This is a genomic window from Brachybacterium sp. NBEC-018 (genome assembly GCF_024860185.1).
Lineage (GTDB): Bacteria > Actinomycetota > Actinomycetes > Actinomycetales > Dermabacteraceae > Brachybacterium > Brachybacterium rhamnosum.
Map to the genome: position 1 here is coordinate 1,744,390 of NZ_CP100650.1, position 22,044 is coordinate 1,766,433.

Below are 22,044 nucleotides of genomic sequence, written 5' to 3' on the forward strand. Positions count from 1 at the left end.
ACGCCCGCCGGAAGGAGCACCCCGCGTGAAGGTCGCCCTGCTGTGCGATGTGGACCAGACCGTCTACCACGTGGGGGACGAGGCGATCGCGAGCGCATCGGCCCGTCGCCTGCGCGAGCGGGGGCACGAGGTGCTGCGCATCAGCCGCCTCGAGAAGTTCGGCCCGGCGGGGGGGCGGCCCGACCCGTCGTTCCCCGCTCTCGTCTTCCCCTGGGAGCTCGAGCGCCGCGCCGCCTACCTCGGGGAGATCCGGCGGGTCCTCGACGGTGACGCGGGCGCGCTGCCGCGCGGCGACAAGCTCCATGCCTTCGTGGACCGCCTGCGGGAGGCGGACGCCCTCGTGATCGGCGGCGGCGGCGCGCTCACCTCCCGCTACGGCTGGCTGCTCGACGAGCGCCTCGCGACCGCGCTGGTGGCCCGCTCGCTCGGCCTGCCGGTCGTGCTGAGCGGCCAGAGCCTGGGCCCCGAGCTCACCCCGCAGGACCGCGACCGCATCCGCGAGCTGCTGGACCTGTGCACGCTCGTGGGGCTGCGGGACGCGCACAGCGCGCGCCTCGCCCGGCAGATCGCCCCGGAGCACCCGGCGATCCTCCACACCCTCGACGACGCGATCGGGCTCGTCCCCGTCGACGGCTCCGATCCCGACGGCCCCGCCGGTCCCGCCGGCTCCGTCGGCCCCGCGGGCGCGGAGGGCTCCGCCCCCGGGGACGGGACCGGCGCCCTCTCCGTGACGCTCGGGGCCGACGGCGACCCCTTCCCGCGCGAGGACTACGTGCGGATGCTCGCCGCCGTGGTCGACGGCCTCGCCGCGCGCACCGGCGCCGACGTCGAGCTGCTGCCCCACATGGCCGATCCCGACACCGGCGGCGCCGACCTCGCGATCCACGAGGAGCTCGCCGCCCGGCTCACCGTCCCCGCCCGTGTGCTGCCGATCGAGACCGACACGGCGGCCGTCGCCCGCACGCAGCGGGCCGCCTGGGTGGTCTCCACGCGCTTCCACCCCGTGGTGCTCGGCGCCCTCGGGGGAGCGGGGGTCCTCGCCCTGCCGCTGAACCGCTACGGCGCCTCCCGCATGGACGGGGCGCTCGCGAACATGGGCATCGGCGGCGGGACGGTGCCGCTCGCGGCGCTCTGGGACCCTGCCGCGCGCGCCCCCTCCGCCCTGCTCGAGCCGGTCCTCGACGCCCTCGTGGCCGGCCGCGGTGCCGAGCGCGAGCGGCTCGCTGCGGCCCGCGGGCCCGTCCTCGCCGCCGTCGAGGAGTGGTGGGACCGGATCGACGCCGTGCTGCGCGGGGCCGACGACGCCTCCGGGCTCCCGGACCCGCGCGGCGCGGGCCTCCCGCGCGCGGCCCGCTGGCCCGCGGAGCTCGAGGCCCCTCTCGCCCCGTTCGTGCCGCCGCAGCACCGGGGACGTCCCCGAGCCGTGACGCCCGAGGTCTCGATCCTCATGCGCACGCAGCGGCGCCCGCTCATGCTCGACCGCGCCGTGCAGGACGTGCTCGGCCAGAGCCGGCAGGACTGGGAGCTGCTGGTCGTGGACGACGCCGGCGACGCCGCCGCGGTGGACGCCGTCCTCGACCGCCACCGCGAGGAGGCCGCCGGCCGCCTCGCCGTCGTGCACCGCACCGCCTCCGAGGGCATGGAGGCTGCGAGCAACGCCGGGCTCACCGCGACCTCCGCCCCGCTGATCGCCGTCCACGACGACGACGACACCTGGCACCCGACCTTCCTCCAGGAGACCACCGCGCACCTCGCGGAGCACCCCGCGCGGGACGCGGTGGTGGTGCGCACGCTCGTCGTCCACGAGCACGAGACGGACGCCGGTTTCGTGGAGGACGGCGTGCACGTCTCCTGGCCGGAGGTGACCGGGGTGCGCCTCCTGGACTACCTCGAGATCAACCGCCATACGCCGATCGCCATGCTGCACCGCCGCGCGATCCACGAGGCCGTGGGGCTCTTCGACGAGTCGCTGCCCGTGGTGGGGGACTACGCCTTCCACCTCGCGCTGCTCGAGCGCGCGGAGGTCGGCTTCCTCGAGCGGCCGCTCGCGCACTGGCGGCAGCGGCCCCGGGCCACGGGGTCGGGCGGCAACTCGATCACGACCCGCCGGGACGAGCATGTCGCCTTCGACGCGGTGCTGCGCGAGCGGCACCTGCGCTCCTGGACGCGGGACCACGGCCTGGGGCTGCCGCTCTACCTCACGCACAGCACGGGCACGATGCTGCAGCGCAGCGAGGACCGCCTCGTCGAGGAGCTGCACTCGCTGCACGAGGAGCTCCGCGCCACGCGGGAGGAGCTCGCCGAGGTCCGCGAGAAGGTCGCGCGGCTGGACGCCCTGAGCCTCGGGGCGCGCGCGGTGCGGCGCCTGCGAGGGCGGCGCGAGCGCTGAGCAGCGCGTCGGGCCCTGCCCGGGAGGAGTTCTCCCGGGCGGGGCCCGTCGTCGTGGGCGGGGCGCTCAGCCGAAGTGGCGGGGCAGCGTGCCCTCGCGCAGCTCCCGCAGCTCGGCCGCCTCGAAGGAGCCGACGCCCTCGAGCTCGAGGGCGGTGCCGCCGGTGGTGCCGAGGCGCAGCGCGGGCACACCGTGCTCCGCGGCGAGGCCGGCCAGCTCCTGCTCGCGCTCCGCGGGGACGGCGACGAGCGCACGGGCCTGGGACTCGGAGAACAGCGCCGTGAACAGGTCCACGCCGTCCCGCTCGAGCAGCGCGGCGGGATCGACCTGCACGCCCGTGCCGAAGCGCGTCACGGACTCCACGAGCGCCTGCGCGAGGCCGCCTTCGGAGAGGTCGTGCGCCGCGGAGGCGAGCGAGGCGTCCCGCGCGGCGATGAGCACGCGGCCCAGCGCACGCTCCGCCTCGAGGTCCACCTGCGGGGGCAGACCGCCGAGGTGGTCGTGGGCGACCTGCGCCCAGGCCGAGCCGGAGAGCTCCTCGCGGGTGGTGCCGAGCAGCAGCACGGCGAGGCCCTCCTCGTGCCAGCCCGAGGGGGTGCGGCGGGTGACGTCGTCGAGCACGCCGAGCACGCCCACGACCGGGGTCGGGTGGATCGCCGAGTCGATGCGCCCGGGCTCACCGGTGGAGTTGTAGAGGGAGACGTTGCCGCCGGTGACGGGGACGCCGAGCGTCTCGCACGCCTCCGCGAGGCCGCCGATCGCCTCGACGAGCTGCCACATGGGGCCCGGGTCCTCCGGGGAGCCGAAGTTCAGGCAGTCGGTGACGGCGAGCGGGCGGGCGCCCACGGTGGCCACGTTCCGGTAGGCCTCCGCGAGGGCGAGCTGGGCGCCGGTGCGGGGATCGAGCTTCGTGTAGCGGCCGTTCGCGTCGGTCGCGATGGCGACGCCGCGGTGGGTGGTCTCGTCCACGCGGAGCACGCCGGCGTCGTCCGGCATGGCGAGCGCGGTCTGGCCGCCCACGTAGCGGTCGTACTGGTCGGTGACCCAGGCGGCGGAGGCGAGGTTCGGGGAGGCGACGAGCTCGCGCAGGGTCGCGGCAAGCTGCTCGGCGCCCTCGGGGCGGGGGAGGTCCTCGGCGCGGTCCGCCTGGAGGGCGTCCTGCCAGTCGGGGCGCGCGTAGGGGCGGTCGTAGGTGGGGCCGCCGTGGGCGACCGTCACCGGGTCCACGTCGACGATGCGCCGGCCGTGGTGGTCGATCGTGAGGCGGCCGTCGCCGGTCACCTCGCCGATCACGGCGGTCTCGACGTCCCACTTCGCGGTGATCGCGAGGAAGCGCTCGAGGTTCTCCGGCGTCACCACCGCCATCATGCGCTCCTGCGACTCGCTCATGAGGATCTCGCCCGCGGTGAGGGTCGGGTCGCGCAGCAGCACGGTCTCGAGGTCCACGTGCATGCCGGAGCCGCCGTTGGAGGCGAGCTCGCTCGTGGCGCAGGAGATGCCCGCGGCGCCGAGGTCCTGGATGCCCTCGACCACGCCGCCGTGGAAGAGCTCGAGGCAGCACTCGATGAGCACCTTCTCCATGAAGGGGTCGCCCACCTGGACGCTCGGGCGCTTCACGGGGCCGCCCTCGTCGAAGGTCTCCGAGGCGAGGATCGAGGCGCCGCCGATGCCGTCGCCGCCGGTGCGCGCGCCGAAGAGCACGACCTTGTTGCCGGTGCCGGTCGCGGAGGCGAGGTGGATGTCCTCGTGGCGCATGACGCCCACCGCGAGCGCGTTGACGAGCGGGTTGGTCTGGTACGCCGCGTCGAAGACGGTCTCGCCGCCGATGTTCGGCAGGCCCAGGGAGTTGCCGTAGCCGCCCACGCCGGAGACGACGCCGTGCACCACGCGCGCGGTGTCCGGGTGGTCGATCGCGCCGAAGCGCAGCTGGTCCATGACGGCGACGGGGCGCGCGCCCATGGCGATGATGTCGCGGACGATGCCGCCCACGCCGGTCGCGGCGCCCTGGTGGGGCTCGACGTACGAGGGGTGGTTGTGGGACTCGACCTTGAAGGTCACCGCCCAGCCGTCGCCGATGTCGACGACGCCGGCGTTCTCGCCGATGCCCACCAGCAGATGCTCCTGCATCGCCTCGGTGATGTGGTCGCCGAAGGTCTTGAGGTGGATCTTGGAGGACTTGTAGGAGCAGTGCTCGGACCACATGACGGAGTACATGGCGAGCTCGGCGTTGGTGGGGCGGCGGCCCAGGATCTCGCGGATCGAGGCGTACTCGTCCTCCTTGAGGCCGAGCTCGGCGAAGGGCTGGGCCTGCTCCGGGGTGCCCGCGGCGTCCTCGACGGTGTCGATCTCGGTGCCGGGCTGCGGGGCCGACGGGGTGGGGGCGGAGGCGGTCATGCGCGGTCGGGTCCGTTTCGTGGCGGCGACAGAGGGGGCGGGCCGGTCGTGACCGGCCCGCCCCATCCTACGTCGACGCCCGCTCCCGGGGCCGGGCCGCTCAGCGCCGGGCGCCGCGGGCGGAGCCGCCCGCCCCGCGTGCCGCCTTCTGGCGGCGTCGCTCCTGGTCACGCAGGACCTTCTCGCTCACGGGGGCGTCCGCGCTGGCCCGCTGCGCACGGAAGTACGCGGCGGCCTCGTCCTGCCGCTCCTTCTCCCCGCCGAGCGCGATCGGGGCCCGGACGTGGCCGGGGCGCACGTCGAAGGCGGCGACCAGGTCGAGCACGTGCGGGCGCAGGCGCCACAGCAGCCGGCGCTGGTCCGCGGCGATCTGCCGGCCGCGCTGGGTGGAGATGAGGCCGTTGAGCAGGAACCAGGCGAGATCGTCCCCGATGACGGTGAGCCCGAAGAGGTCGCGGACCTCGGTGAGCACGGCGCGGGAGCCCTCGCTGTCGATCGCCGCGATCCCGTCGGTGAAGGCGCGCCAGCGCACGAGGTCCGCATGGGCGCGGGCGGCGTCGAGCATCTCGACCTGGTGCTTGTTGACGTGCGCGACGGCGTCCTCGGGGGACATCCTCCCCGCGGGCCGCAGCGCGAGCGCGACCTCCTCGACCTTGATCCGGGCGCGGCCGGCGAGCATCTCCTCCTGGAAGTCCGCCTGGCGCATCGAGTCGAAGGCGCGGCGCGGGTTGCCGCGGTCGCCGATGCCCTGGGCGAGCTCGGTCCAGGGGGTGTGGCGGCGGGCGAGGGTCTCCGCGCGCTGGGCGATGAAGCGGCCGATCCCCGCGCGGTCCACGCTCTTGAGCTCCGAGGTGTAGTCCGCGAGCAGGCGCTTGGCGACGAGCTGCAGGAGGATCGTGTTGTCCCCCTCGAAGGTCGCGTACACGTCGAGGTCCTGGTGCAGGCCCACGAGCTGGTTCTCACCCATGAAGCCGGCGCCGCCGCAGGCCTCGCGGCACTCCTGGAGCGTGTCCAGGGCGAGCCGGGTCGACGTCGGCTTGAGCGCGGCGGCGAGGGTCTCGAGGTCCTCGCGGGCCTCGGGGGTGTCGCCGCGGCCGGAGAAGACGTCGTCGAAGGCCTGCAGCAGCTGCTCGTGCGCGAAGGCGCCCGCGTAGGTCGCGGCGAGCTTGGGCAGCAGGCGGTGCAGGTGCGCCTGGTAGTCCAGCAGGACCGTCTCGCGGGACGGGTCCGCGGCGGAGAACTGCCGGCGCTGGGAGGCGTAGGTGAGCGCGATCGTGAGGGCGAGCTGGCTCGCGCGGTTGGAGGCGCCGTCGAGGGAGACGCGGCCCTGCACGAGGGTGCCGATCATCGTGAAGAAGCGGCGCCCGGGGGAGTCGATGGGGGAGGAGTAGACCCCGTCCGCGTCGACGTCGCCGTAGCGGTTCAGCAGGTTCGTGCGCGGCACGCGGACGTGGTCGAAGGCGAGGCGGCCGTTGTCGATGCCGTTCAGGCCGCCCTTCTCGCCGTCGTCCTCGCTCGAGACGCCGGGCAGGAGGTTCCCCTCGGCGTCGCGCACGGGCACGTAGAAGCAGTGGACGCCGTGGTCGACGCCGCGCGTGACGAGCCGCGCGAAGACGGTCGCGGCGCGCGCGTGGACGGCGGCGTTGCCGAGGAAGTCCTTCCAGGCGGCGCGGAAGGGCGTGTGGATGACCCACTCGTCGGTCTCGGGGTCGTAGGTCGCGGTGGTCGCGAGGGACTGGACGTCGGAGCCGTGGCCGATCTCGGTCATGGCGAAGGCGCCGGGGGTCTCGAGGCTCATCGCGCCGGGGATCCAGGCGCGGTGGTGCTCCTCGGTGCCGAGCTGGAGGATCGCGGAGGTGAACAGGCCCCACTGCACGCCGGACTTGATCTGGAGGGACGGGTCCGCGACGACGAGCTCCTCGAAGGCGGCGACGTTGGCGCCGTTGTCGTTGGGGCCGCCGAGGGACTCGGGGAGCATCGGGCGGGCGACGCCCTCGTCGGCGAGGGTCTGCAGCTGACCGAAGACCCGCTCGCGGTGCTCGGCGACGGTCGCGTCGACGGGGCGGTGCATCTCGGGCCGGGCGGCGCGCTCGCGGGCCTCGCGGCGCACCTCCGCCCAGCTGCCCAGCAGCGCGGCGGAGACGGCCTCGACGTCGAGGCGGGGACCGCCGGCGGGCGGGACGGGCAGCGGACCGGTGGGGGTCGCGGTGCTCGCGTGCGCGGTGGATGAGGTGACGGCCTCGGGGGTCGTGTCGGTGGTGTTCACGGGTGCATTCCCTTCATGAGCCAGCTGGTGAGGTGGGTGACGACGTCGTCGGCGTCGAGCGGCGCGGGTGTGGTCGGGTCGGAGGCGTGGGTCTCCTGCTGCGTCATCCAGGCGTCGACCGATCCCTCGACGAAGCCCACCGCCCCGTGAGCCCACATCTGCGGGGCGGGCACGGAGTCGGGCAGGAACGTGGCGATGAGCCGGGAGACGCTGTCCAGGAAGTGGTTCAGCCCGTCGCTGGGTCGGATGATGAAGCGGTACACGCCGGGGGAGCGCTCGGCGGTCTCGACGTAGGCGCGGATCATGGCGTGGATCCGCTCCGGTGCGCCGGGGGTCGCGCCGCCCGCCTCGAGGTCCTCCAGCTCCTGGAGGAGGCGGCGGTGCATCGTGGCGAGGATGGAGCGGCCGAGCTCCTGCTGGAGCTGCGCCTTGTCCGAGAAGTACCGGTAGACGATCGACTTGGAGGTCCCGGAGGCTGCGGCGATGTCCTCCATCGTCACGTCGGGGCCGCGGTCGTGGATGAGGTGCCGGGCCACGTCGAGCAGCTCGGCCCGCCGCTGCTCGCGGTGCTGGGCCCAGCGGGCCGAGCGGCCGTCGAGGGGGGCTTGCGTCGTCGCATTCACGGTACGTAGGGTATCAAGTACCGCCGGTTCTATGTAAAGGGTCACGGGCGATCGATCGCCACGATCCTCTGCCGACCCCGGCGCCGACCACCGACCGCCGGACGCCCCGCCACCCGCAGGGCCGTCCCGGACGACGGACCGACCCCGACCCGCGACCACAACGAGGTGCACCGTGAACTCCAGCCCCCGCGACGCCCTGATCCTCGGCGGCAACCGCCTCCCCTTCGCCCGCGCGAACGGCCCCTACGCCGGGATCTCGAACCAGGACCTGCTGACCGCCGCGCTCGACGGCCTCATCGCCCGCTACGGCCTCCAGGGCGCGCGCCTCGGCGAGGTCGCCGGCGGCGCCGTGCTCAAGCTGGCCGGGGACCTCAACCTCACCCGCGAGAGCGCGCTGGGCACCCCGCTGGACCCCCGCACCCCCGCGATCGACCTCTCCAAGGCCTGCGCGACCGGCCTCGAGGCCGTCGTCCACGTCTCCAACCGGATCCGCCTGGGCCAGATCGACTCCGCGATCGCCGCGGGCGTCGACTCCACCTCCGACGCCCCCATCGAGGTCTCCGCCCGCCTGCGCCGGATCCTCCACCGCGCGAGCGCCGCCCGCAGCACCGCCGACCGCCTCAAGGCCCTCGCCGCGATCCGCCCCGCGGACCTCGCCCCGGTGCCCCCGCGCAACGGCGAGCCCCGCACCGGGCTCTCGATGGGCGAGCACATGGCGCTCACCGCCGCGCAGTGGGGCATCACCCGCGAGGCGCAGGACGAGCTCGCCCTCGCCTCCCACCAGCACCTCGCCGCCTCCTACGACGCCGGCTTCCACGACGACCTCGTCACCGGCTACCGCGGCCTCTCCCGCGACCAGAACCTGCGCGCGGACTCGACCCTCGAGAAGCTCGCCGGCCTCAAGCCCGTCTTCGGCGTGAAGAGCCCCCAGGTCGCCGAGCCCACGATGACCGCCGGCAACTCGACCCCGCTCACCGACGGCGCCTCCGCGGTGCTGCTGGGCAGCGCCGAGTTCGCCGCCGAGCGCGGCCTCACCCCGCTCGCCCGCGTGATCGACGCCCGCTCCGCCGCGGTCGACTTCGTGCACGGCGACGAGGGCCTCCTCATGGCCCCGGCCTACGCCGTCCCCGAGCTGCTCGACGCGAACGGCCTGACCCTCCAGGACCTCGACGTCTACGAGATCCACGAGGCCTTCGCGGCGACCGTGCTCGCGACCCTCAAGGCCTGGGAGTCCGAGGAGTTCTGCCGCGAGCGCCTGGGCCGCGACGGCGCGCTCGGCGCGATCGACCGCACGAAGCTCAACCCGCTGGGCTCCTCGCTCGCCGCCGGGCACCCCTTCGCCGCGACCGGCGGCCGCATCGTCGCGAGCCTCGCCAAGCACCTCCACGCCCGCCACGTCGAGACCGGGACCGTGCAGCGCGGCCTCGTGTCGATCTGCGCGGCCGCCGGCCAGGGCACCGTGGCCCTCATCGAGTCCGTCGCCTGAGCGCGACGGGAAGGAGAACCGAGGTCACCATGACCGACGCCTACACCCGCTTCGTCCGCTCCGCCCCGGGGAGGACCATCGCCAAGCAGCTGGGGCTCCCGCGCCCCTCCCGCCTGCTGCGCCGCGAGGACCGCCCCGAGCCCGTGCTCGGCCCCGTCGTCGTGCTCGGCCGCTCCTCCGGGGCCGACGCCATCACCTCCCTGCTGCTCGCCGAGGGCGTCGACGTGCGTCGCCGCTTCGACGAGCTGCGCACCGTCGGCTCCGTGGTCGCGGTCCTCGACGAGGTCGCCGCCCCCGCAGCGCTGGGCGAGATCCTGCTCCCGCTCGCCGGGGCCATGCGCTCCCTCGCCCCGGGCGCGCGCGTCGTCTCCCTCTCCCGTCCCGCGACGGGGGAGGACCCCGCCCGGGACGCCGCCCGCGGCGGCGTCGAGGGCTGGCTGCGCTCCCTCGCCCACGAGATGCGCGGCGGCGGCACCGCGAACGGCGTGCAGGTCGTCGACGGCGTGCCCCTGGACGCCCCGAGCGTGCTGGGCGCCCTGCGCTTCCTGCTCTCCGCCCGCAGCGCCTACGTCGACGGCCAGATCCTCACCGTGGACGGCGCCGAGGGCACCGCCCCGGCGGACCGCTCGCGCCCCTTCGCGGAGCGCACCGTGCTCGTCACCGGCGCCGCGCGCGGCATCGGCGCGGCGATCGCGCGGACCCTCGCCGCCGACGGCGCCCGTCTCGTGCTCCTGGACGTGCCCGGCGCGGGCACCGAGCTCGCGCGCCTCGCGAACGAGCTGCGGGCCGTGCCCGTGCAGCTCGACGTGACCTCCGCGGGCGCCGGCGAGCGGCTCGTGGCCCAGCTGCGCGAGCGGGGACTCGTGCTCGACGGCGTGGTCCTCAACGCCGGCATCACCCGCGACAAGATGTTCGCGAACATGACGCCGGACCGCTGGGACAGCGTGCTCGCGGTGAACATCACGAGCCAGATCACGCTCATGGAGGCGCTGGTCGCGGCCGGCGACGCGCTCGGCCCGCGGCCGCGCGTCGTCTCCCTCGCCTCGACGAGCGGCATCGCGGGCAACGCCGGGCAGACCAACTACGCGACCTCGAAGGCCGGCGTCATGGCCTTCGTCGCCGCGCTCGCCGAGCGGCTCCGGGAGCTCGGCGGGACGGCGAACGCGGTCGCGCCCGGCTTCATCGAGACCGAGATGACCGCCCGGATGCCCCCGCTGAACCGCGAGCTCGCGCGCCGCGTGAGCTCGCTGCGCCAGGGCGGGCTCCCCGTGGACGTCGCCGAGGCGATCGCCTTCCTCGCCTCCGACGAGGCCGGCGGCATCCACGGCGAGACGCTGCGCGTGTGCGGCCAGAACATCGTGGGGCGGTGAGACCCGTGAGCGCCGAGACGATCAAGGACCTCCGGGACGTCCCGTCCTTCCCCGCGGTGTACGCGGCGGCGCTCACGCCGTCCCGCGCGCGCCGCTCCCGCCGCCGGGAGCCCGCGCTGCCCTCGCTCGCCTACCGCGTGCGCGGGGTGCGGATCGACGCGGAGCGGGCCCGGGACGTGGACCACCTGCTGGGCGGCGCCGCGACGGACCTCGTCCACCCCGCGGTGCTGCACATCCTCGCCTTCCCCGTCTCGCTCGCGCTCATGGCGCGGGACGAGTTCCCCTTCCCGCTGCTGGGCGTGGTGCACCTGCGCAACCAGCTGCTCCAGCACCGCAGCGTGCGCGTGGGGGAGAAGGTCGACGTCGAGTGCCGGGTGCGGGACCTGCGCCCGCACCGCAAGGGCTGGACCTTCGAGGCCGTCGCGACGGTGCTGGACCAGGGCGGCGCGATCATCGCGACGGATGTCTCCACCTACCTCGCCAAGGGCGACAGCCCCGCCGCGGAGGCCACGGGTGCGGATTCCCCCTCGCGGCGCCGCGAGTTCGTCGCGCCGCGCCCCACCGGCCGCTGGTCCCTCGGCGCGGACACCGGCCGCCGCTACGCCGCGGTCTCCGGGGACGCGAACCCCATCCACATGAGCGGCCTGACCGCCCGCGCCTTCGGGTTCCCCAGGGCGATCGCGCACGGCATGTACACGGCCGCGCGGGCGCTCACCGAGGCCCGGCCGGACCTCTCCCGGCCGCTGCGCTGGGACGTCGAGTTCGACGCCCCCGTCACGCTGCCCGGCACGGTGCTCGTCTCCTACGAGGACCGGGCCGACGGCTCGACCACCTGCGTGGGCTGGCGGCCCGGGCGGGACGGCAAGCCCGACCGACGCTGCTTCGAGGTCGCGGTGACGCCGCTCGGCTGAGGCCGGATCAGTCGCGGGAGAGGCCCTCGCGGAGCGTCGAGAGCAGATGCTCCACGAGGGCCTCCGCCCGCACGTCGCGCAGCACGTCGACGTTCGGCTCGCGGCCCCAGCGGCCCAGCACGTCGCCGACGGTCTGCCCGCGGGTGAGCGTCCCCGTGAGCTCGACGTCCACGGCGAGCGGGGAGGTCGCGGCGAAGTCGCCGGTCACGGCGTGGATCGCGACGATCGGGTCGTGCACGTGCGCCATCCAGCCGTAGCCGTCGGACTCGTGGAAGGCGAAGTAGAAGCGCAGGGCGTCCGCGATGATCCGCGCCACCGGATGTCCCGTGCCGCTCGCGATCCCCTCGACCGCCTCGAGGGTCGCGGGCTCGAAGCGCACCGCCTCGGTCGCCTCGAGGGAGCCGAGCACGGGTCGCCGCGGGGCCTCCGTGAAGGCGGCGAGCACGCGCTGCGCGGCCTCCGGGTCCACGGCCACGTTCCACTCGCTCGTGGGACCCGTGTTGCCGCGGTGGTGGATCGCCCCGCCCATGATGTGCAGGCGCCGCAGCATCCGCGGCAGCTCCGGCTCGATCTCGAGCGCGAGGGCGAGGTTCGTGTGCGGGCCCAGCACGAGGCCCTCGAGCTCGCCGGGGCGCTCACGGGCGAGGTCCACCCACAGCTGCGCTCCCGCGCGGGGATCCTCCTCCCGCTCCGGCTCGGGCAGCACCGCATGGCCGAGGCCCGTCGGCCCGTGGGTGTCCTCTGCGTACATGGGCGGCTCCACGAGCGGGGCCCCCGCCCCACGCGAGACGGGAACCTCGAGCCCCAGCAGGCCCGCGAGCACGAGGTTGTTGCGGTGCACGGCCTCCACGGGCACGTTGCCGCCGGTCGAGACGATCCCGGCCACCTCCACGTCCTCCCGGCAGGCGAGGTAGGTCAGGGCGATCGCGTCGTCGATGCCGGTGTCGCAGTCGACCAGGAGGGGGAGCGTCATGGCGGGAGCCTACGGGCTGCGGCAAGATCGCCCCATGGCCCATCCGCGGATGGTCGAGGACGACGAGCCGGTGCGCGGCGCCCGACCGGCTCGACTCAGCTCTTCTGGAACGCCTCGAGCAGCGGGCCGATCCGCTCGCCCATCTCGAGCTGGGTGAGCAGCAGGCCCACGGAGCCGTCCGGGTCCACGAAGAAGTCCGTGCCGTAGCCGCCGGACCAGCCCCAGCGTCCCCGGTGCGCACCGGCGGTCACCGTGCACACCCCCATGCCCCAGCCGGTCGTCTCCCAGAAACCGGGGAAGAAGCCGTCGGGGTCCTTCGCCGCGGCGGGCACCTGGTCGGTGGTCATGAGCGCGAGGTGCGCGGGCGTGAGCAGGGCGCCGTCACGGAGCGCGGTGAGGAAGCGCAGGTAGTCCGCCGCGGTCGAGACGAGCTCCTCGTGGCTCACGTCGTGCGGGGCGGGGCCGGTGAGCGGGCCGCCGCCGGCCGGCTCGCGCTCCACGAGCGCGCCGTCCTCCTCGCCGAGGGCGGGCGGCAGGCGGTGCTCCTGCCCGGCGGGGACGCGGTGCGCGGTGTCGACCATGCCGAGCGGGTCGAGCAGGTCCGTGCGCAGGTGCTCCCCGGTGCTCGTCCCGGTCACGCGGGAGATCAGCACCCCGAGCAGGGAGAAGGAGTGGTGGTAGCGCCAGCGCGCGCCGGGCCGGCCGACGAGCGGCAGCGCGGCGAGGGCGCCGACGAAGGCGTCCGCGTCCATCGGCCAGGGCAGCGCGCCCGCCTCGAGGCCGGCGTCCCGCATCGCGTCCTGGAGCGGGGACGGCGTGAGCGCCATGCCGTAGCCCGAGGTGCAGGTGAGCAGGTGGCGCAGGGTGAGCGGAGCGTCGGCCGCGACCGTGTCCGAGAGCGGGGCGTCGGGGCGGCGCAGCACCCGCGGCGCCGCGAGCTCCGGCATCCAGGACGCGACCGGGGAGTCCAGCCCCAGCGCGCCGCGCTCCACGAGGCGCAGCGCGGCGACCGCGAGGATCGCCTTGGACATGGACTGGATGCGCACGATCTCGTCGCCGCGCCACGGGGCCCCGTCGGCCCCGTCGGCCCCGTCGGCCCCGCGGATCCCGTGGACGCCGACGGGCACCGGTCGCGGATCGCGGCCGCGGGCGACGATGCCGCCCGGCACCACGCCGCGCCGCACGGCGTCCTCGAGCACGGACTCGGCGGAGCGGGAGGAGCCGGGGGACGGGGCCGCGGGGGTCGTCATGCCGCCAGCCTACGCAGACGCGCCCGTAGACTCGCGGGCATGAGCGCGTTCGAGGACTTCCTGCTGCTCGCGCCGCGCGAGGTCCCGCTGGGCGGCCCGCGCGCGATGACCGTGCACCGCACCCTCCCCGCGCGCGCGACCTCCCTCATCGGCGCCTGGTGCTTCGTGGACCACTTCGGCCCCGACGACGTCGAGGCCTCCGGCGGGATGCGCGTGCCCCGCCATCCGCACACCGGGCTCGCGACCGTCTCCTGGCTGTTCGACGGCGCGATCGTGCACCGCGACGCCCTCGGCAGCCACGCCCTCGTGCGCCCCGGCGACCTGGACCTCATGGTCGCGGGCGCCGGCATCACCCACTCGGAGTTCTCGAGCCCGGACACGACCGTGCTGCACGGCGTCCAGCTCTGGTACGCGCTGCCCGACGCCCGCCGCTTCCGCGAGCGCGAGTTCCTCGTCACCACCCCCGTGGAGCAGGCCGGCGGCCCCGCCCGGATGCGGGTGGGTCTCGGCGCCCTCACCCTCCGCGCGGGCGGCGCCGTGCTCGCCGACGCGAGCCCCGTCACGACCGACACCGCCCTCCTCCTCGCCCAGATCGACCTCGCCGCCGGGACGAGGGCGAGCATGGACCTCGACCCGTCCCACGAGCACGGCCTGCTCGTGGACCGCGGCACGGCCCGCCTCGAGGCGGGAGAGCGATCAACGACCGCGGCCCCGCGGGAGCTGCACGTCCTGCCCGACGGCGCCTCCTCCCTCACCCTCACCGCCGAGGAGGGCGAGGACCTGCGGGTCCTGCTGCTCGGCGGGGAGCCGCTCGGCGAGGAGATCCTCATGTGGTGGAACTTCGTGGGCCGCACCCACGAGGAGATCGTCGCCTTCCGCGCCCGCTACCAGGTCGAGATCGGCGAGGAGGACGGGCCCGACGGCGCCGCCGTGGACCCGCTGACCCGCGAGCGCGCCGGCCTCGCCGCCGACGCCGAGCAGTTCGGCCCCTTCGCCCCGCACACCCCGGCGGCGCTGCCCGCCCCCGCCCTTCCCCACGGACGGCTGCGCACCCGCGGCCGCGTGGGCCACCCCGAGGAGCACCCCGCATGACCACCAGCACGCCGCACGACCCGGCGCCCGCCCCCGACCAGACGGACCGCGCGATCATCGCCGCCGCCGAGGAGGAGGGCATCGGCTGCCCCTGCGACGTCCTCGTCCTGGACGACGCGACCGGCGCGCTCACCGCCTTCGCCCTCACGACCATGGCCGAGCACGAGGACGGCCGCGTGATCACCCGCGCCTCCTCCCGCGCCCTCACCACCGCGCTCGCCGCGCGCTTCGCCGAGGCGCTCGCGAGCGGCCGCCTGGTCCTCGCCACGGCCGGCGAGGAGGGGACCGAGCCCGCCGCGCTCGCCGAGGCCGCCGCCGCGGGGGAGGGGTGCCTGACGGTGCTCGCGCGCCTGCCCAAGTCGCTCCGCGCCCTCGAGGACACCGCCCTCGCGCTCGCCGGCGCCCGCTCCGGGGACGGCGGGCGGGAGCACACGCTCGTCGCCGGCGGCCGCGTCAAGCACATGACCCGCAGCCAGAACGAGGTGCTCGCCCGCGCCTTCACCGAGGTGCGGGGCGGCCGCGGGGTCGGCAAGTCCCGCGCGCTGATCGCGAGCGGCGTCCGGGAGGACGCCCCGGCGCCGCGGGCCCAGGAGGGCAGCGCCGAGGTCGCCGTGATCGGGGAGCGGCGCGCCCTCGCGCTGCGCGCGCACGGCGGGGTGTTCGGCGGCGCCGCGGCGGACGCCGGCAGCCTGCTCCTGCTGGATGCCCTCGACGAGCACCTCCGACGGGGCACGGAGGGGATCCGCTCCGCGATCGACCTCGGCAGCGGCAACGGCCTGCTCACCGCCTACCTCGCCGCGGCGCTGCCCGGGGCGCGGGTGCGCGGCAGCGACGACGACGCGGACGCCGTGCTCTCTACCCGGGCGACCCTCGCCGCGAACGGCCTGGACCGCGACGGGGTCGACGTCCTCTGGGAGGACGCCCTCGAGCGCACCCTCGAGGAGGCCGAGGCGGCGGCGGAGCTCGACGACCTCCTCGGGGACGAGGACGGGCCGGGCGCCGCGGCGGGCGGCGTGGGTGGCGTGGATCTCGTGGTGCTGAACCCGCCCTTCCACGACGGCACCGCGGTCGACGCGACGCTCGTGCAGGACCTGCTCGACGCCGCCGCGAGGGTGCTGCGCCCCGGCGGGGAGCTGTGGCTCGTCCACAACTCCTCCCTGCGCTACCGCGCGGAGCTCGCGCGACGGATCGGCGCGGTGCGCGAGCGCGCCCGGGACCGCCGCTTCACGGTGCTGAGCGCCCGCCGCCGCTGAGTCGCCCGACGGGCCCCGGGCCGACCAGCCCGGGAACGCGAGAGGCGCGCCCCGACCCGGAGGTCGGAGCGCGCCTCTCGGCGGCGGGAGCCGTGCGGCCGGTCAGGCCACCAGGCTGCGCAGCACCGAGGTGAACAGGCCCAGCCCGTCGGTCCCGGTGCGGGTGCCCTCGCCCGGCTGGTCCGGGCCGAAGCCCGCCTCGACGGCGTGCTCGGGGTGCGGCATGAGCCCCACGACGTTGCCCGCCTCGTTGGTGATGCCGGCGATGTCGTGGCGCGAGCCGTTGGGGTTCGCCTCGAAGCCCGCCGGGCCGTGGGTCGCGCCCGCGACGTAGCGGAACACGACGCGGCCCTCGTCCTCGAGCTGCGCGAGGGTGCGGTCATCGGCCACGTACTGGCCGTCCTGGTTCTTCAGCGGCACGCGGATGACCTGGCCCTCCGCGTACTCCGTGGTCCACGCGGTGCGGTTGTTCTCGATCCGCAGGGGCTGGTCGCGGCACAGGAACGAGCGGTGCGCGTTCTTGATCATCGCGCCGGGCAGCAGGTGGGTCTCGCAGAGGATCTGGAAGCCGTTGCAGATGCCGAGCACGGGCAGCCCGCCCTTCGCGGCGTCCACGAGCTTGCCCATCACCGGGGCGAAGCCGCTGATCGCGCCCGCGCGGAGGTAGTCGCCGTAGGAGAAGCCGCCCGGCAGCACGACCGCGTCGACGGCCTGGAGGTCGTCGTCGCCGTGCCACAGGGAGACGGGCTCGCCGCCCGCGAGGCGCACGGCCCGCAGGGCGTCCCGGTCGTCGAGGGTGCCCGGGAAGGTCACCACGCCGATGCGCATCAGGCGTCCTCGACCTCGAGGGCGACGACGTCCTCGATCACCGGGTTGGACAGCAGCGTCGAGGCGGCCTCGCGGAGGGTCGCGAGGACCTCCTCGGTCACCTCGCCCTCCACCTCGAGCTCGAACCGCTTGCCCTGGCGCACGGAGGCGATCCCCTCGAAGCCGAGGCGGGGCAGGGCGGCGGCGACGGCCTTCCCCTGCGGGTCGAGGATCTCCGGCTTCGGCATGACGTGGACCACGACGCGTGGCATGGGCGTTCTCCTGGGGGACGGCGCTGGGTGGGCGAGGGCCCGTGGCGGCCCCGGAGGGCACGGCCGCGAGCGTCTGCAGGGCCATGGTATCGACTGCGGGGCCCGCGGTGCCCGGGCGCCCGCCGCCGGGCATCCGCCGCCCTGCCGCGGGTCCCGGGCTGGCGGCGTACCGTGCTGTGCGTCAGCGCCCGCCCCGCCAGGAGGTCCCGCCATGCGCATCCGCCATCTCGTCCACTCGTGCCTGCTCGTCGAGCTCGGGGGCCGCCGCGTCCTCGTGGACCCGGGCGCCTTCAGCGCGGAGGCCGTGCGCGCGCTCGGCCCCGAGGTCCTCTCCGCGATCGACGTCGTCGCGATCACCCACCAGCACACCGACCACGTCTCCCGCGCGCTGCTCGCCGAGGTGCTCGCCGCGAGCCCCGAGGCCGTGGTCGTCGCGGAGCCGGAGACCGCGACGCTGCTCGAGCAGGAGGACGCGGGGCCGATGGGGGAGGGGCCCGCCGTGCCGCGGGGGCGCACCCTCTCGCTCGCCGCGGGGGCCGCGCACGTGTTCCCCGCCGCGGCCGGGGAGCCGGAGCTGCGGATCGAGGCGGTGGGCGGCCGGCACGCGATCATCCACCCGGACATCCCGCGCGTGGGCAACTGCGGCCTGGTGCTCCGCGCCGGTGAGGGGCCCCGTCTGGGGATCACGGGCGACTCCCTCGAACCGGTCCCCGAGTTCCACGGCATCGACGTGCTCGCCTTCGCCGTCGTCGCCCCCTGGTCGAAGATGAGCGAGACGATCGAGTTCCTCCGGGAGGTGCGTCCCGTGCTCGCGCTGCCCGTCCATGAGGCGGTCGCGAGCGAGCTGGGCCGCCCGATCTTCCTGCGGCAGTCCGCCGCCCTCGCCCCCGCCGGCACCGAGGTGCGCGACTGGGGCGTGGACGGTCAGGTCGAGCTCTGAGCGCAGGTCGGGGCGGGCCCCGCCCTGCTCAGAAGCTCGTGCCGGTGAGCCGCTCGTAGGCCTCGACGTAGCGCGCGCGGGTCTGCTCGACGACCTCCGCCGGGAGCTCCGGCGGCGGCGTCGAGGAGCCCTTGTGCCAGCCGGAGGCGCGGGAGGTGAGCCAGTCGCGCACGTACTGCTTGTCCAGGCTCGGCTGCGCGGCGCCCTCGCGGTAGGACTCCGCGGACCAGAACCGCGAGGAGTCCGGGGTGAGCACCTCGTCGCCGAGGGTCAGGGCGCCGTCGGTGCGGGAACGGCCGAACTCGAGCTTCGTGTCCGCGAGCAGGATGCCGCGCTCCGCGGCGAGCGAGCGGGCCCGCTCGTAGACCGCGAGGGTCAGGCTGCCGAGCTCCGCGACGAGCTCCTCGCCGAGGCGGTCGCCCGCCTCCGCGACGGTGATGTTCTCGTCGTGCTCACCGGGGCCCGCCTTCGTCGACGGCGTGAAGATCGCCGGGTCCAGGCGGGAGGCCTCGCGCAGGCCCGCGGGCAGCACGTGCCCGCCCACGGAGCCGCCCGCACGGTAGTCGGCGAGGCCGGAGCCCGTGAGATAGCCGCGGGCGATGCACTCCAGCGGCACCATGTCCAGGCCCCGGCAGCGCAGCGCGCGCCCGGCGACCTGCTCCGGGACGTCCGTCGCGGAGAGCACGTGGTGGGGGAGGAGATCGGCGAGCTGCTCGAACCAGAACAGGCTGATCCCGGTGAGCAGACGGCCCTTGTCCGGGATCCCCGGCTGCAGGGAGTGGTCGTAGGCGCTGATGCGGTCCGTGGCGAGGACGAGCACCTCCTGGGCGGTGCTCACGTCCTCCCCGGCGGGCACGTACAGCTCGCGCACCTTGCCGGTGACGGCGTGGTCCCAGCCCTCGAGCGCGGGGGCCTCGATCAGCGCGGCGCTCATGCCCGGCCCCCGCTCCGGGACTCGGACCCGGCGGCCTCGGCGGCGATGTCGGTGCGGTGGTGGGAGCCCTCGAGGTCGATCGCGTCGACCCCGGCGAGGGCGGCGGCGCGGGCGGCGGAGAGGTTCCGGCCGCGGCCCACGACGCACAGCACCCGGCCGCCGGCGCTCACGAGGTCCCCGTCGGCGTCGAGGGCGGTACCGGAGTGGATCACGTGCGCCCCGGTGGCCTCGGCCTGCTCGATCCCGGTGATGACGTCACCGGTGCGGTTCCTGCGCGGGTAGCCGGCGGAGGCGATCACCACGGTCACCGCGGCGTCGTCGCTCCAGGTGAGCTCGCCGGCGGTCGTGAGGTCGCCCTGGGCGGCGGCGAGCAGCAGCGGGCCGAGCGGCGAGGTGAGCCGCTCGAGGACCACCTGCGTCTCCGGGTCGCCGAAGCGGGCGTTGAACTCGACCACGCGCACGCCGCGGGCGGTGAGCGCGAGGCCGCAGTAGAGCACGCCCACGAAGGGGATGCCGCGGGCGGCGAGCTCGTCGATCGTGGGCTGGGCGACCTTCTCGACGATCTCCTCGACGAGGCCGGCGGGGGCCCAGGGCAGCGGGGAGTAGGCGCCCATGCCGCCGGTGTTGGGGCCCTCGTCGCCATCGAGCGCGCGCTTGAAGTCCTGGGCGGGGGCGAGCGGGACGACGCGGGTGCCGTCGCTCACGCAGAACAGGGAGACCTCGGGGCCGTCGAGGTACTCCTCGACGACGACGGAGCCGCCTGCGCCGATGACGGCGCGGCCGTGGGCGATCGCGTGCTCGATGTCCGGGGTGACGACGACGCCCTTGCCGGCGGCGAGGCCGTCGGCCTTCACGACGAAGGGCACGTCCCGCAGCGGGTTCACCCGGTCCAGCGCGGGGAGCACCTCGTCCCCCGTGGTGGCGGTGACCGCCATGGCGGTGGGGACGCGCGCGGCGTCCATGATCTCCTTCGCCCAGGTCTTGGAGCCCTCGAGCCGTGCGGCCTCCTGGGAGGGGCCGAAGACCGTCAGGCCCGCGGCGCGGAGCCTGTCGGCGGCGCCCGCGACCAGCGGGGCCTCGGGGCCGACGACGACGAGGTCGGGGGAGAGCTCCTGCGCGAGCGCCACCTGGCCGTCGAGGTCGTCGACGGAGACGTCGTGGCAGGTCGCGAGCGCGGCGATCCCGGGGTTGCCGGGGGCGGCGTGGAGCTCGGGGGCGGGGGAATCGGCGGCGAGGCGGCGCACGATCGCGTGCTCGCGACCACCGGAGCCGATGACGAGGATCTTCACGCGGGCCAGGGTACCGACGGCTGTCCACCTCCCGCGGAGGTGCCCGCACTGCGGAGGGTGCGGCTCCGGGCGTGCACGAGGAGGGCGGCCCGCTCGCGGCTACGATCGCCCGTATGCCGGAGCCCGACCCCACCCGCCGCCTGCGGCTCGACCTCTCCTACGACGGCACCGCCTTCCACGGCTGGGCCGTGCAGCCGGGGCTGCGCACCGTGCAGGGGGAGCTCGAGGCCGCGCTCGCCCAGGTGACCCGCACCCCGGTCTCCGTCACCGTCGCCGGCCGCACCGACACCGGTGTCCACGCCCGCGGGCAGGTGTGCCACCTCGACCTTGGTGTGCAGACCCTCGCGGTCCTGCCGGGCCGCTCCGACCGGGACCCCGCCGAGGCCCTCGTGACCCGGCTCGCGGGCGTCCTGCCCTCGGACGTCGTCGTCCACTCCGCACGGGTCGTCCCGGACGCGTTCGACGCCCGCTTCGGTGCGCTGCGCCGCACCTACCGCTACCGGATCTCCGACTCCCCGTCCGTGCACGACCCGCTGCGCCGGGACGTGCTGCGCCACCGTCGGCCCCTCGACGTGGACGCGATGGACCGGGCGAGCGAGGTGCTGCTCGGCGAGCACGACTTCCTCTCCTTCTGCCGGCCCCGCGAGGGGGCGAGCACCACCCGCACCCTCGAGCTGCTGCGCTGGGAGCGCCCGGCGCCCGGGAGCGCCGATGCCGGGCTCGTCGTCGCGACCGTGCGGGCCGACGCCTTCTGCCACCACATGGTCCGCTCGCTCGTGGGGACCCTGCTGCCCGTGGGGGAGGGCCGCCAGGGGGAGGACTGGCCCGCGGCGGTGCTCGCCGCCCGCACCCGCGAGGCCGGCCGGCGCGGCGAGGCGGGCGCCGCGAGCCTGTGCCCGCCCCAGGGGCTCACCCTCGAGGACATCGAGTACCCGCCGGACGACGGCCTCGCCGAGCAGGCGCGACGGGCGCGGACCCTCCGGGGCTGAGCCCCGGGCGCGGCGGACGTGGGCGAAGCCACTCCCCGAGGGGCGCTCCCCGCGTTGACCCCCCTGCTCGCCCGCGACTATCCTGAGGCGTCGTCGTGCCTTGATGTGCGCTCTGCTCCGCTGCCGAAACCTGGTTTCCGGCGCGAGGAGGGGTCTCACCCGCATCCAGGACCGTCGCCGCATCGTGGGCGGAACGGGACGGGCACGACGAGAAGGCCATGCTTTTTTCGAAGGAAGCGTGTCCACGGTCCATCGAAACGTGCCCCGCGAGCAACGAGCTCGACGGGCACTCCGACGAGAGAAGAAGGCACGAGTGCGTACGTTCACCCCGAAGCCCGACGATGTCGAGCGTTCCTGGTACGTCATCGACGCAACGGATGTCGTCCTCGGCCGGCTCGCTTCCCAGGCTGCTCAGCTGCTGCGGGGCAAGCACAAGCCGGTCTTCGCACCCCACGTGGATGCAGGCGACTTCGTGATCATCATCAACGCCGAGAAGGTCGCCCTGACCGGGAACAAGCGTGAGGCCAAGCTGGCCTACCGCCACTCCGGCTACCCGGGCGGCCTCCGGAGCACCCCCTACTCCGAGCTCCTCGAGACGCATCCGGAGCGCGCGGTGGAGAAGGCCATCAAGGGCATGCTCCCCAAGAACAAGCTGGCCGACCAGCAGCTCAAGAAGCTGAAGGTCTACGCAGGCGGCGAGCACCCGCACGCGGCCCAGCAGCCCGTCCCCTTCACCATCGACCAGGTGGCGCAGTAAGCGGCCCCCGCCGCTGCCGCTCACTGCACGGAAAACATCTAGGAGAACC

The 22,044-nt window shown here is 75.3% G+C and carries 18 protein-coding genes; 9 read left to right on the plus strand and 9 right to left on the minus strand.

Annotated features, from left to right (window positions below; translation table 11 throughout):
- Positions 1–25: 25 nt before the first annotated feature.
- Positions 26–2,389, plus strand: coding sequence for a polysaccharide pyruvyl transferase family protein (locus NLU66_RS07880; protein ID WP_259362347.1), 2,364 nt, complete (start codon positions 26–28; stop codon positions 2,387–2,389).
- Between the two features lie 66 nt (positions 2,390–2,455).
- Here the strand turns inward: NLU66_RS07880 and purL are convergent, their stop codons facing one another.
- The 3 genes from purL to NLU66_RS07895 all read right to left on the minus strand — a co-directional run bounded on the left by purL (position 2,456) and on the right by NLU66_RS07895 (position 7,672).
- Complete coding sequence (gene purL, locus NLU66_RS07885) at positions 2,456–4,783, minus strand: phosphoribosylformylglycinamidine synthase subunit PurL (RefSeq protein WP_259362348.1); 2,328 nt, start codon at positions 4,781–4,783, stop codon at positions 2,456–2,458.
- Positions 4,784–4,883: 100 nt separating this feature from the next.
- Positions 4,884–7,049 (minus strand): acyl-CoA dehydrogenase, encoded by a 2,166-nt coding sequence (locus tag NLU66_RS07890; RefSeq protein ID WP_259362349.1) that lies wholly within the window; start codon positions 7,047–7,049, stop codon positions 4,884–4,886.
- Positions 7,046–7,672 carry a TetR/AcrR family transcriptional regulator gene (locus tag NLU66_RS07895; RefSeq protein ID WP_259362350.1) on the minus strand — a complete coding sequence of 209 codons (627 nt, stop codon included), beginning with the start codon at positions 7,670–7,672 and terminating at the stop codon, positions 7,046–7,048. Before NLU66_RS07895 ends, NLU66_RS07890 begins: the two co-directional genes overlap by 4 nt.
- 172 nt (positions 7,673–7,844) lie before the next feature.
- Between NLU66_RS07895 and NLU66_RS07900 the strand changes: the two genes are divergently transcribed.
- Genes NLU66_RS07900 through NLU66_RS07910 form a run of 3 tightly spaced genes read left to right on the plus strand, consistent with a single transcriptional unit; the run spans position 7,845 to position 11,439 of the window.
- Positions 7,845–9,158, plus strand: coding sequence for an acetyl-CoA C-acetyltransferase (locus tag NLU66_RS07900; protein ID WP_259362351.1), 1,314 nt, complete (start codon positions 7,845–7,847; stop codon positions 9,156–9,158).
- Between the two features lie 29 nt (positions 9,159–9,187).
- The gene (locus NLU66_RS07905) at positions 9,188–10,528 is read left to right on the plus strand and encodes a 3-oxoacyl-ACP reductase (protein ID WP_259362352.1); all 1,341 of its coding nucleotides are present in this window, start codon (positions 9,188–9,190) and stop codon (positions 10,526–10,528) included.
- Between the two features lie 5 nt (positions 10,529–10,533).
- Complete coding sequence (locus tag NLU66_RS07910; RefSeq protein WP_259362353.1) at positions 10,534–11,439, plus strand: MaoC/PaaZ C-terminal domain-containing protein; 906 nt, start codon at positions 10,534–10,536, stop codon at positions 11,437–11,439.
- 7 nt (positions 11,440–11,446) lie between these two features.
- Here NLU66_RS07910 and NLU66_RS07915 read toward each other — a convergent pair whose 3' ends face one another.
- Both NLU66_RS07915 and NLU66_RS07920 read right to left on the minus strand, forming a co-directional pair.
- On the minus strand, positions 11,447–12,412 hold the full coding sequence (locus NLU66_RS07915) for a nucleoside hydrolase (protein WP_259362354.1): 966 nt from the start codon (positions 12,410–12,412) through the stop codon (positions 11,447–11,449).
- Positions 12,413–12,507: 95 nt separating this feature from the next.
- Positions 12,508–13,662, minus strand: a complete 1,155-nt coding sequence (locus NLU66_RS07920) for a serine hydrolase domain-containing protein (RefSeq protein ID WP_259362355.1) — start codon at positions 13,660–13,662, stop codon at positions 12,508–12,510.
- 39 nt (positions 13,663–13,701) lie between these two features.
- Between NLU66_RS07920 and NLU66_RS07925 the strand changes: the two genes are divergently transcribed.
- Together NLU66_RS07925 and NLU66_RS07930 are read left to right on the plus strand one after the other, a co-directional pair.
- Entirely contained in the window at positions 13,702–14,754 is a 1,053-nt protein-coding gene (locus tag NLU66_RS07925; RefSeq protein ID WP_259362356.1) for a pirin family protein, read from the plus strand.
- On the plus strand, positions 14,751–16,007 hold the full coding sequence (locus NLU66_RS07930) for a class I SAM-dependent methyltransferase (RefSeq protein WP_259362357.1): 1,257 nt from the start codon (positions 14,751–14,753) through the stop codon (positions 16,005–16,007). Before NLU66_RS07925 ends, NLU66_RS07930 begins: the two co-directional genes overlap by 4 nt.
- A gap of 102 nt (positions 16,008–16,109) precedes the next feature.
- Here the strand turns inward: NLU66_RS07930 and purQ are convergent, their stop codons facing one another.
- On the minus strand, positions 16,110–16,835 hold the full coding sequence (gene purQ / locus NLU66_RS07935) for a phosphoribosylformylglycinamidine synthase subunit PurQ (RefSeq protein WP_137770156.1): 726 nt from the start codon (positions 16,833–16,835) through the stop codon (positions 16,110–16,112).
- Positions 16,835–17,086, minus strand: a complete 252-nt coding sequence (purS, locus tag NLU66_RS07940; RefSeq protein WP_259362358.1) for a phosphoribosylformylglycinamidine synthase subunit PurS — start codon at positions 17,084–17,086, stop codon at positions 16,835–16,837. The genes purQ and purS overlap by 1 nt, the downstream gene beginning before the upstream one ends.
- Before the next feature lie 211 nt (positions 17,087–17,297).
- Here purS and NLU66_RS07945 point away from each other — a divergent pair, with 211 nt between their 5' ends.
- Positions 17,298–18,026 carry an MBL fold metallo-hydrolase gene (locus NLU66_RS07945; RefSeq protein ID WP_259362359.1) on the plus strand — a complete coding sequence of 243 codons (729 nt, stop codon included), beginning with the start codon at positions 17,298–17,300 and terminating at the stop codon, positions 18,024–18,026.
- A 28-nt stretch (positions 18,027–18,054) separates the two neighbouring features.
- Here NLU66_RS07945 and NLU66_RS07950 read toward each other — a convergent pair whose 3' ends face one another.
- Together NLU66_RS07950 and purD are read right to left on the minus strand one after the other, a co-directional pair.
- Positions 18,055–18,960 (minus strand): phosphoribosylaminoimidazolesuccinocarboxamide synthase, encoded by a 906-nt coding sequence (locus NLU66_RS07950; RefSeq protein ID WP_259362360.1) that lies wholly within the window; start codon positions 18,958–18,960, stop codon positions 18,055–18,057.
- Positions 18,957–20,249, minus strand: a complete 1,293-nt coding sequence (purD, locus tag NLU66_RS07955) for a phosphoribosylamine--glycine ligase (RefSeq protein WP_259362361.1) — start codon at positions 20,247–20,249, stop codon at positions 18,957–18,959. Before purD ends, NLU66_RS07950 begins: the two co-directional genes overlap by 4 nt.
- Positions 20,250–20,362: 113 nt before the next feature.
- On the opposite strand from purD, the gene truA reads away from it, so the two are divergent.
- On the plus strand, positions 20,363–21,238 hold the full coding sequence (truA, locus tag NLU66_RS07960; protein ID WP_259362362.1) for a tRNA pseudouridine(38-40) synthase TruA: 876 nt from the start codon (positions 20,363–20,365) through the stop codon (positions 21,236–21,238).
- A 313-nt stretch (positions 21,239–21,551) separates the two neighbouring features.
- Positions 21,552–21,995, plus strand: coding sequence for a 50S ribosomal protein L13 (gene rplM, locus NLU66_RS07965; protein ID WP_137770162.1), 444 nt, complete (start codon positions 21,552–21,554; stop codon positions 21,993–21,995).
- Positions 21,996–22,044: the final 49 nt, after the last annotated feature.

What these genes read in the sequence shown, in the direction of transcription:
- purL (WP_259362348.1), bottom strand. Translation starts at nt 4,783, where the DNA reads ATGACCGCCTCCGCCCCCACCCCGTCGGCCCCGCAGCCCGGCACCGAG.
- NLU66_RS07905 (WP_259362352.1), top strand. Translation starts at nt 9,188, where the DNA reads ATGACCGACGCCTACACCCGCTTCGTCCGCTCCGCCCCGGGGAGGACC.
- NLU66_RS07915 (WP_259362354.1), bottom strand. Translation starts at nt 12,412, where the DNA reads ATGACGCTCCCCCTCCTGGTCGACTGCGACACCGGCATCGACGACGCG.
- NLU66_RS07920 (WP_259362355.1), bottom strand. Translation starts at nt 13,662, where the DNA reads ATGACGACCCCCGCGGCCCCGTCCCCCGGCTCCTCCCGCTCCGCCGAG.
- NLU66_RS07925 (WP_259362356.1), top strand. Translation starts at nt 13,702, where the DNA reads ATGAGCGCGTTCGAGGACTTCCTGCTGCTCGCGCCGCGCGAGGTCCCG.
- NLU66_RS07930 (WP_259362357.1), top strand. Translation starts at nt 14,751, where the DNA reads ATGACCACCAGCACGCCGCACGACCCGGCGCCCGCCCCCGACCAGACG.
- purQ (WP_137770156.1), bottom strand. Translation starts at nt 16,835, where the DNA reads ATGCGCATCGGCGTGGTGACCTTCCCGGGCACCCTCGACGACCGGGAC.
- purS (WP_259362358.1), bottom strand. Translation starts at nt 17,086, where the DNA reads ATGCCACGCGTCGTGGTCCACGTCATGCCGAAGCCGGAGATCCTCGAC.
- NLU66_RS07945 (WP_259362359.1), top strand. Translation starts at nt 17,298, where the DNA reads ATGCGCATCCGCCATCTCGTCCACTCGTGCCTGCTCGTCGAGCTCGGG.
- NLU66_RS07950 (WP_259362360.1), bottom strand. Translation starts at nt 18,960, where the DNA reads ATGAGCGCCGCGCTGATCGAGGCCCCCGCGCTCGAGGGCTGGGACCAC.
- truA (WP_259362362.1), top strand. Translation starts at nt 20,363, where the DNA reads ATGCCGGAGCCCGACCCCACCCGCCGCCTGCGGCTCGACCTCTCCTAC.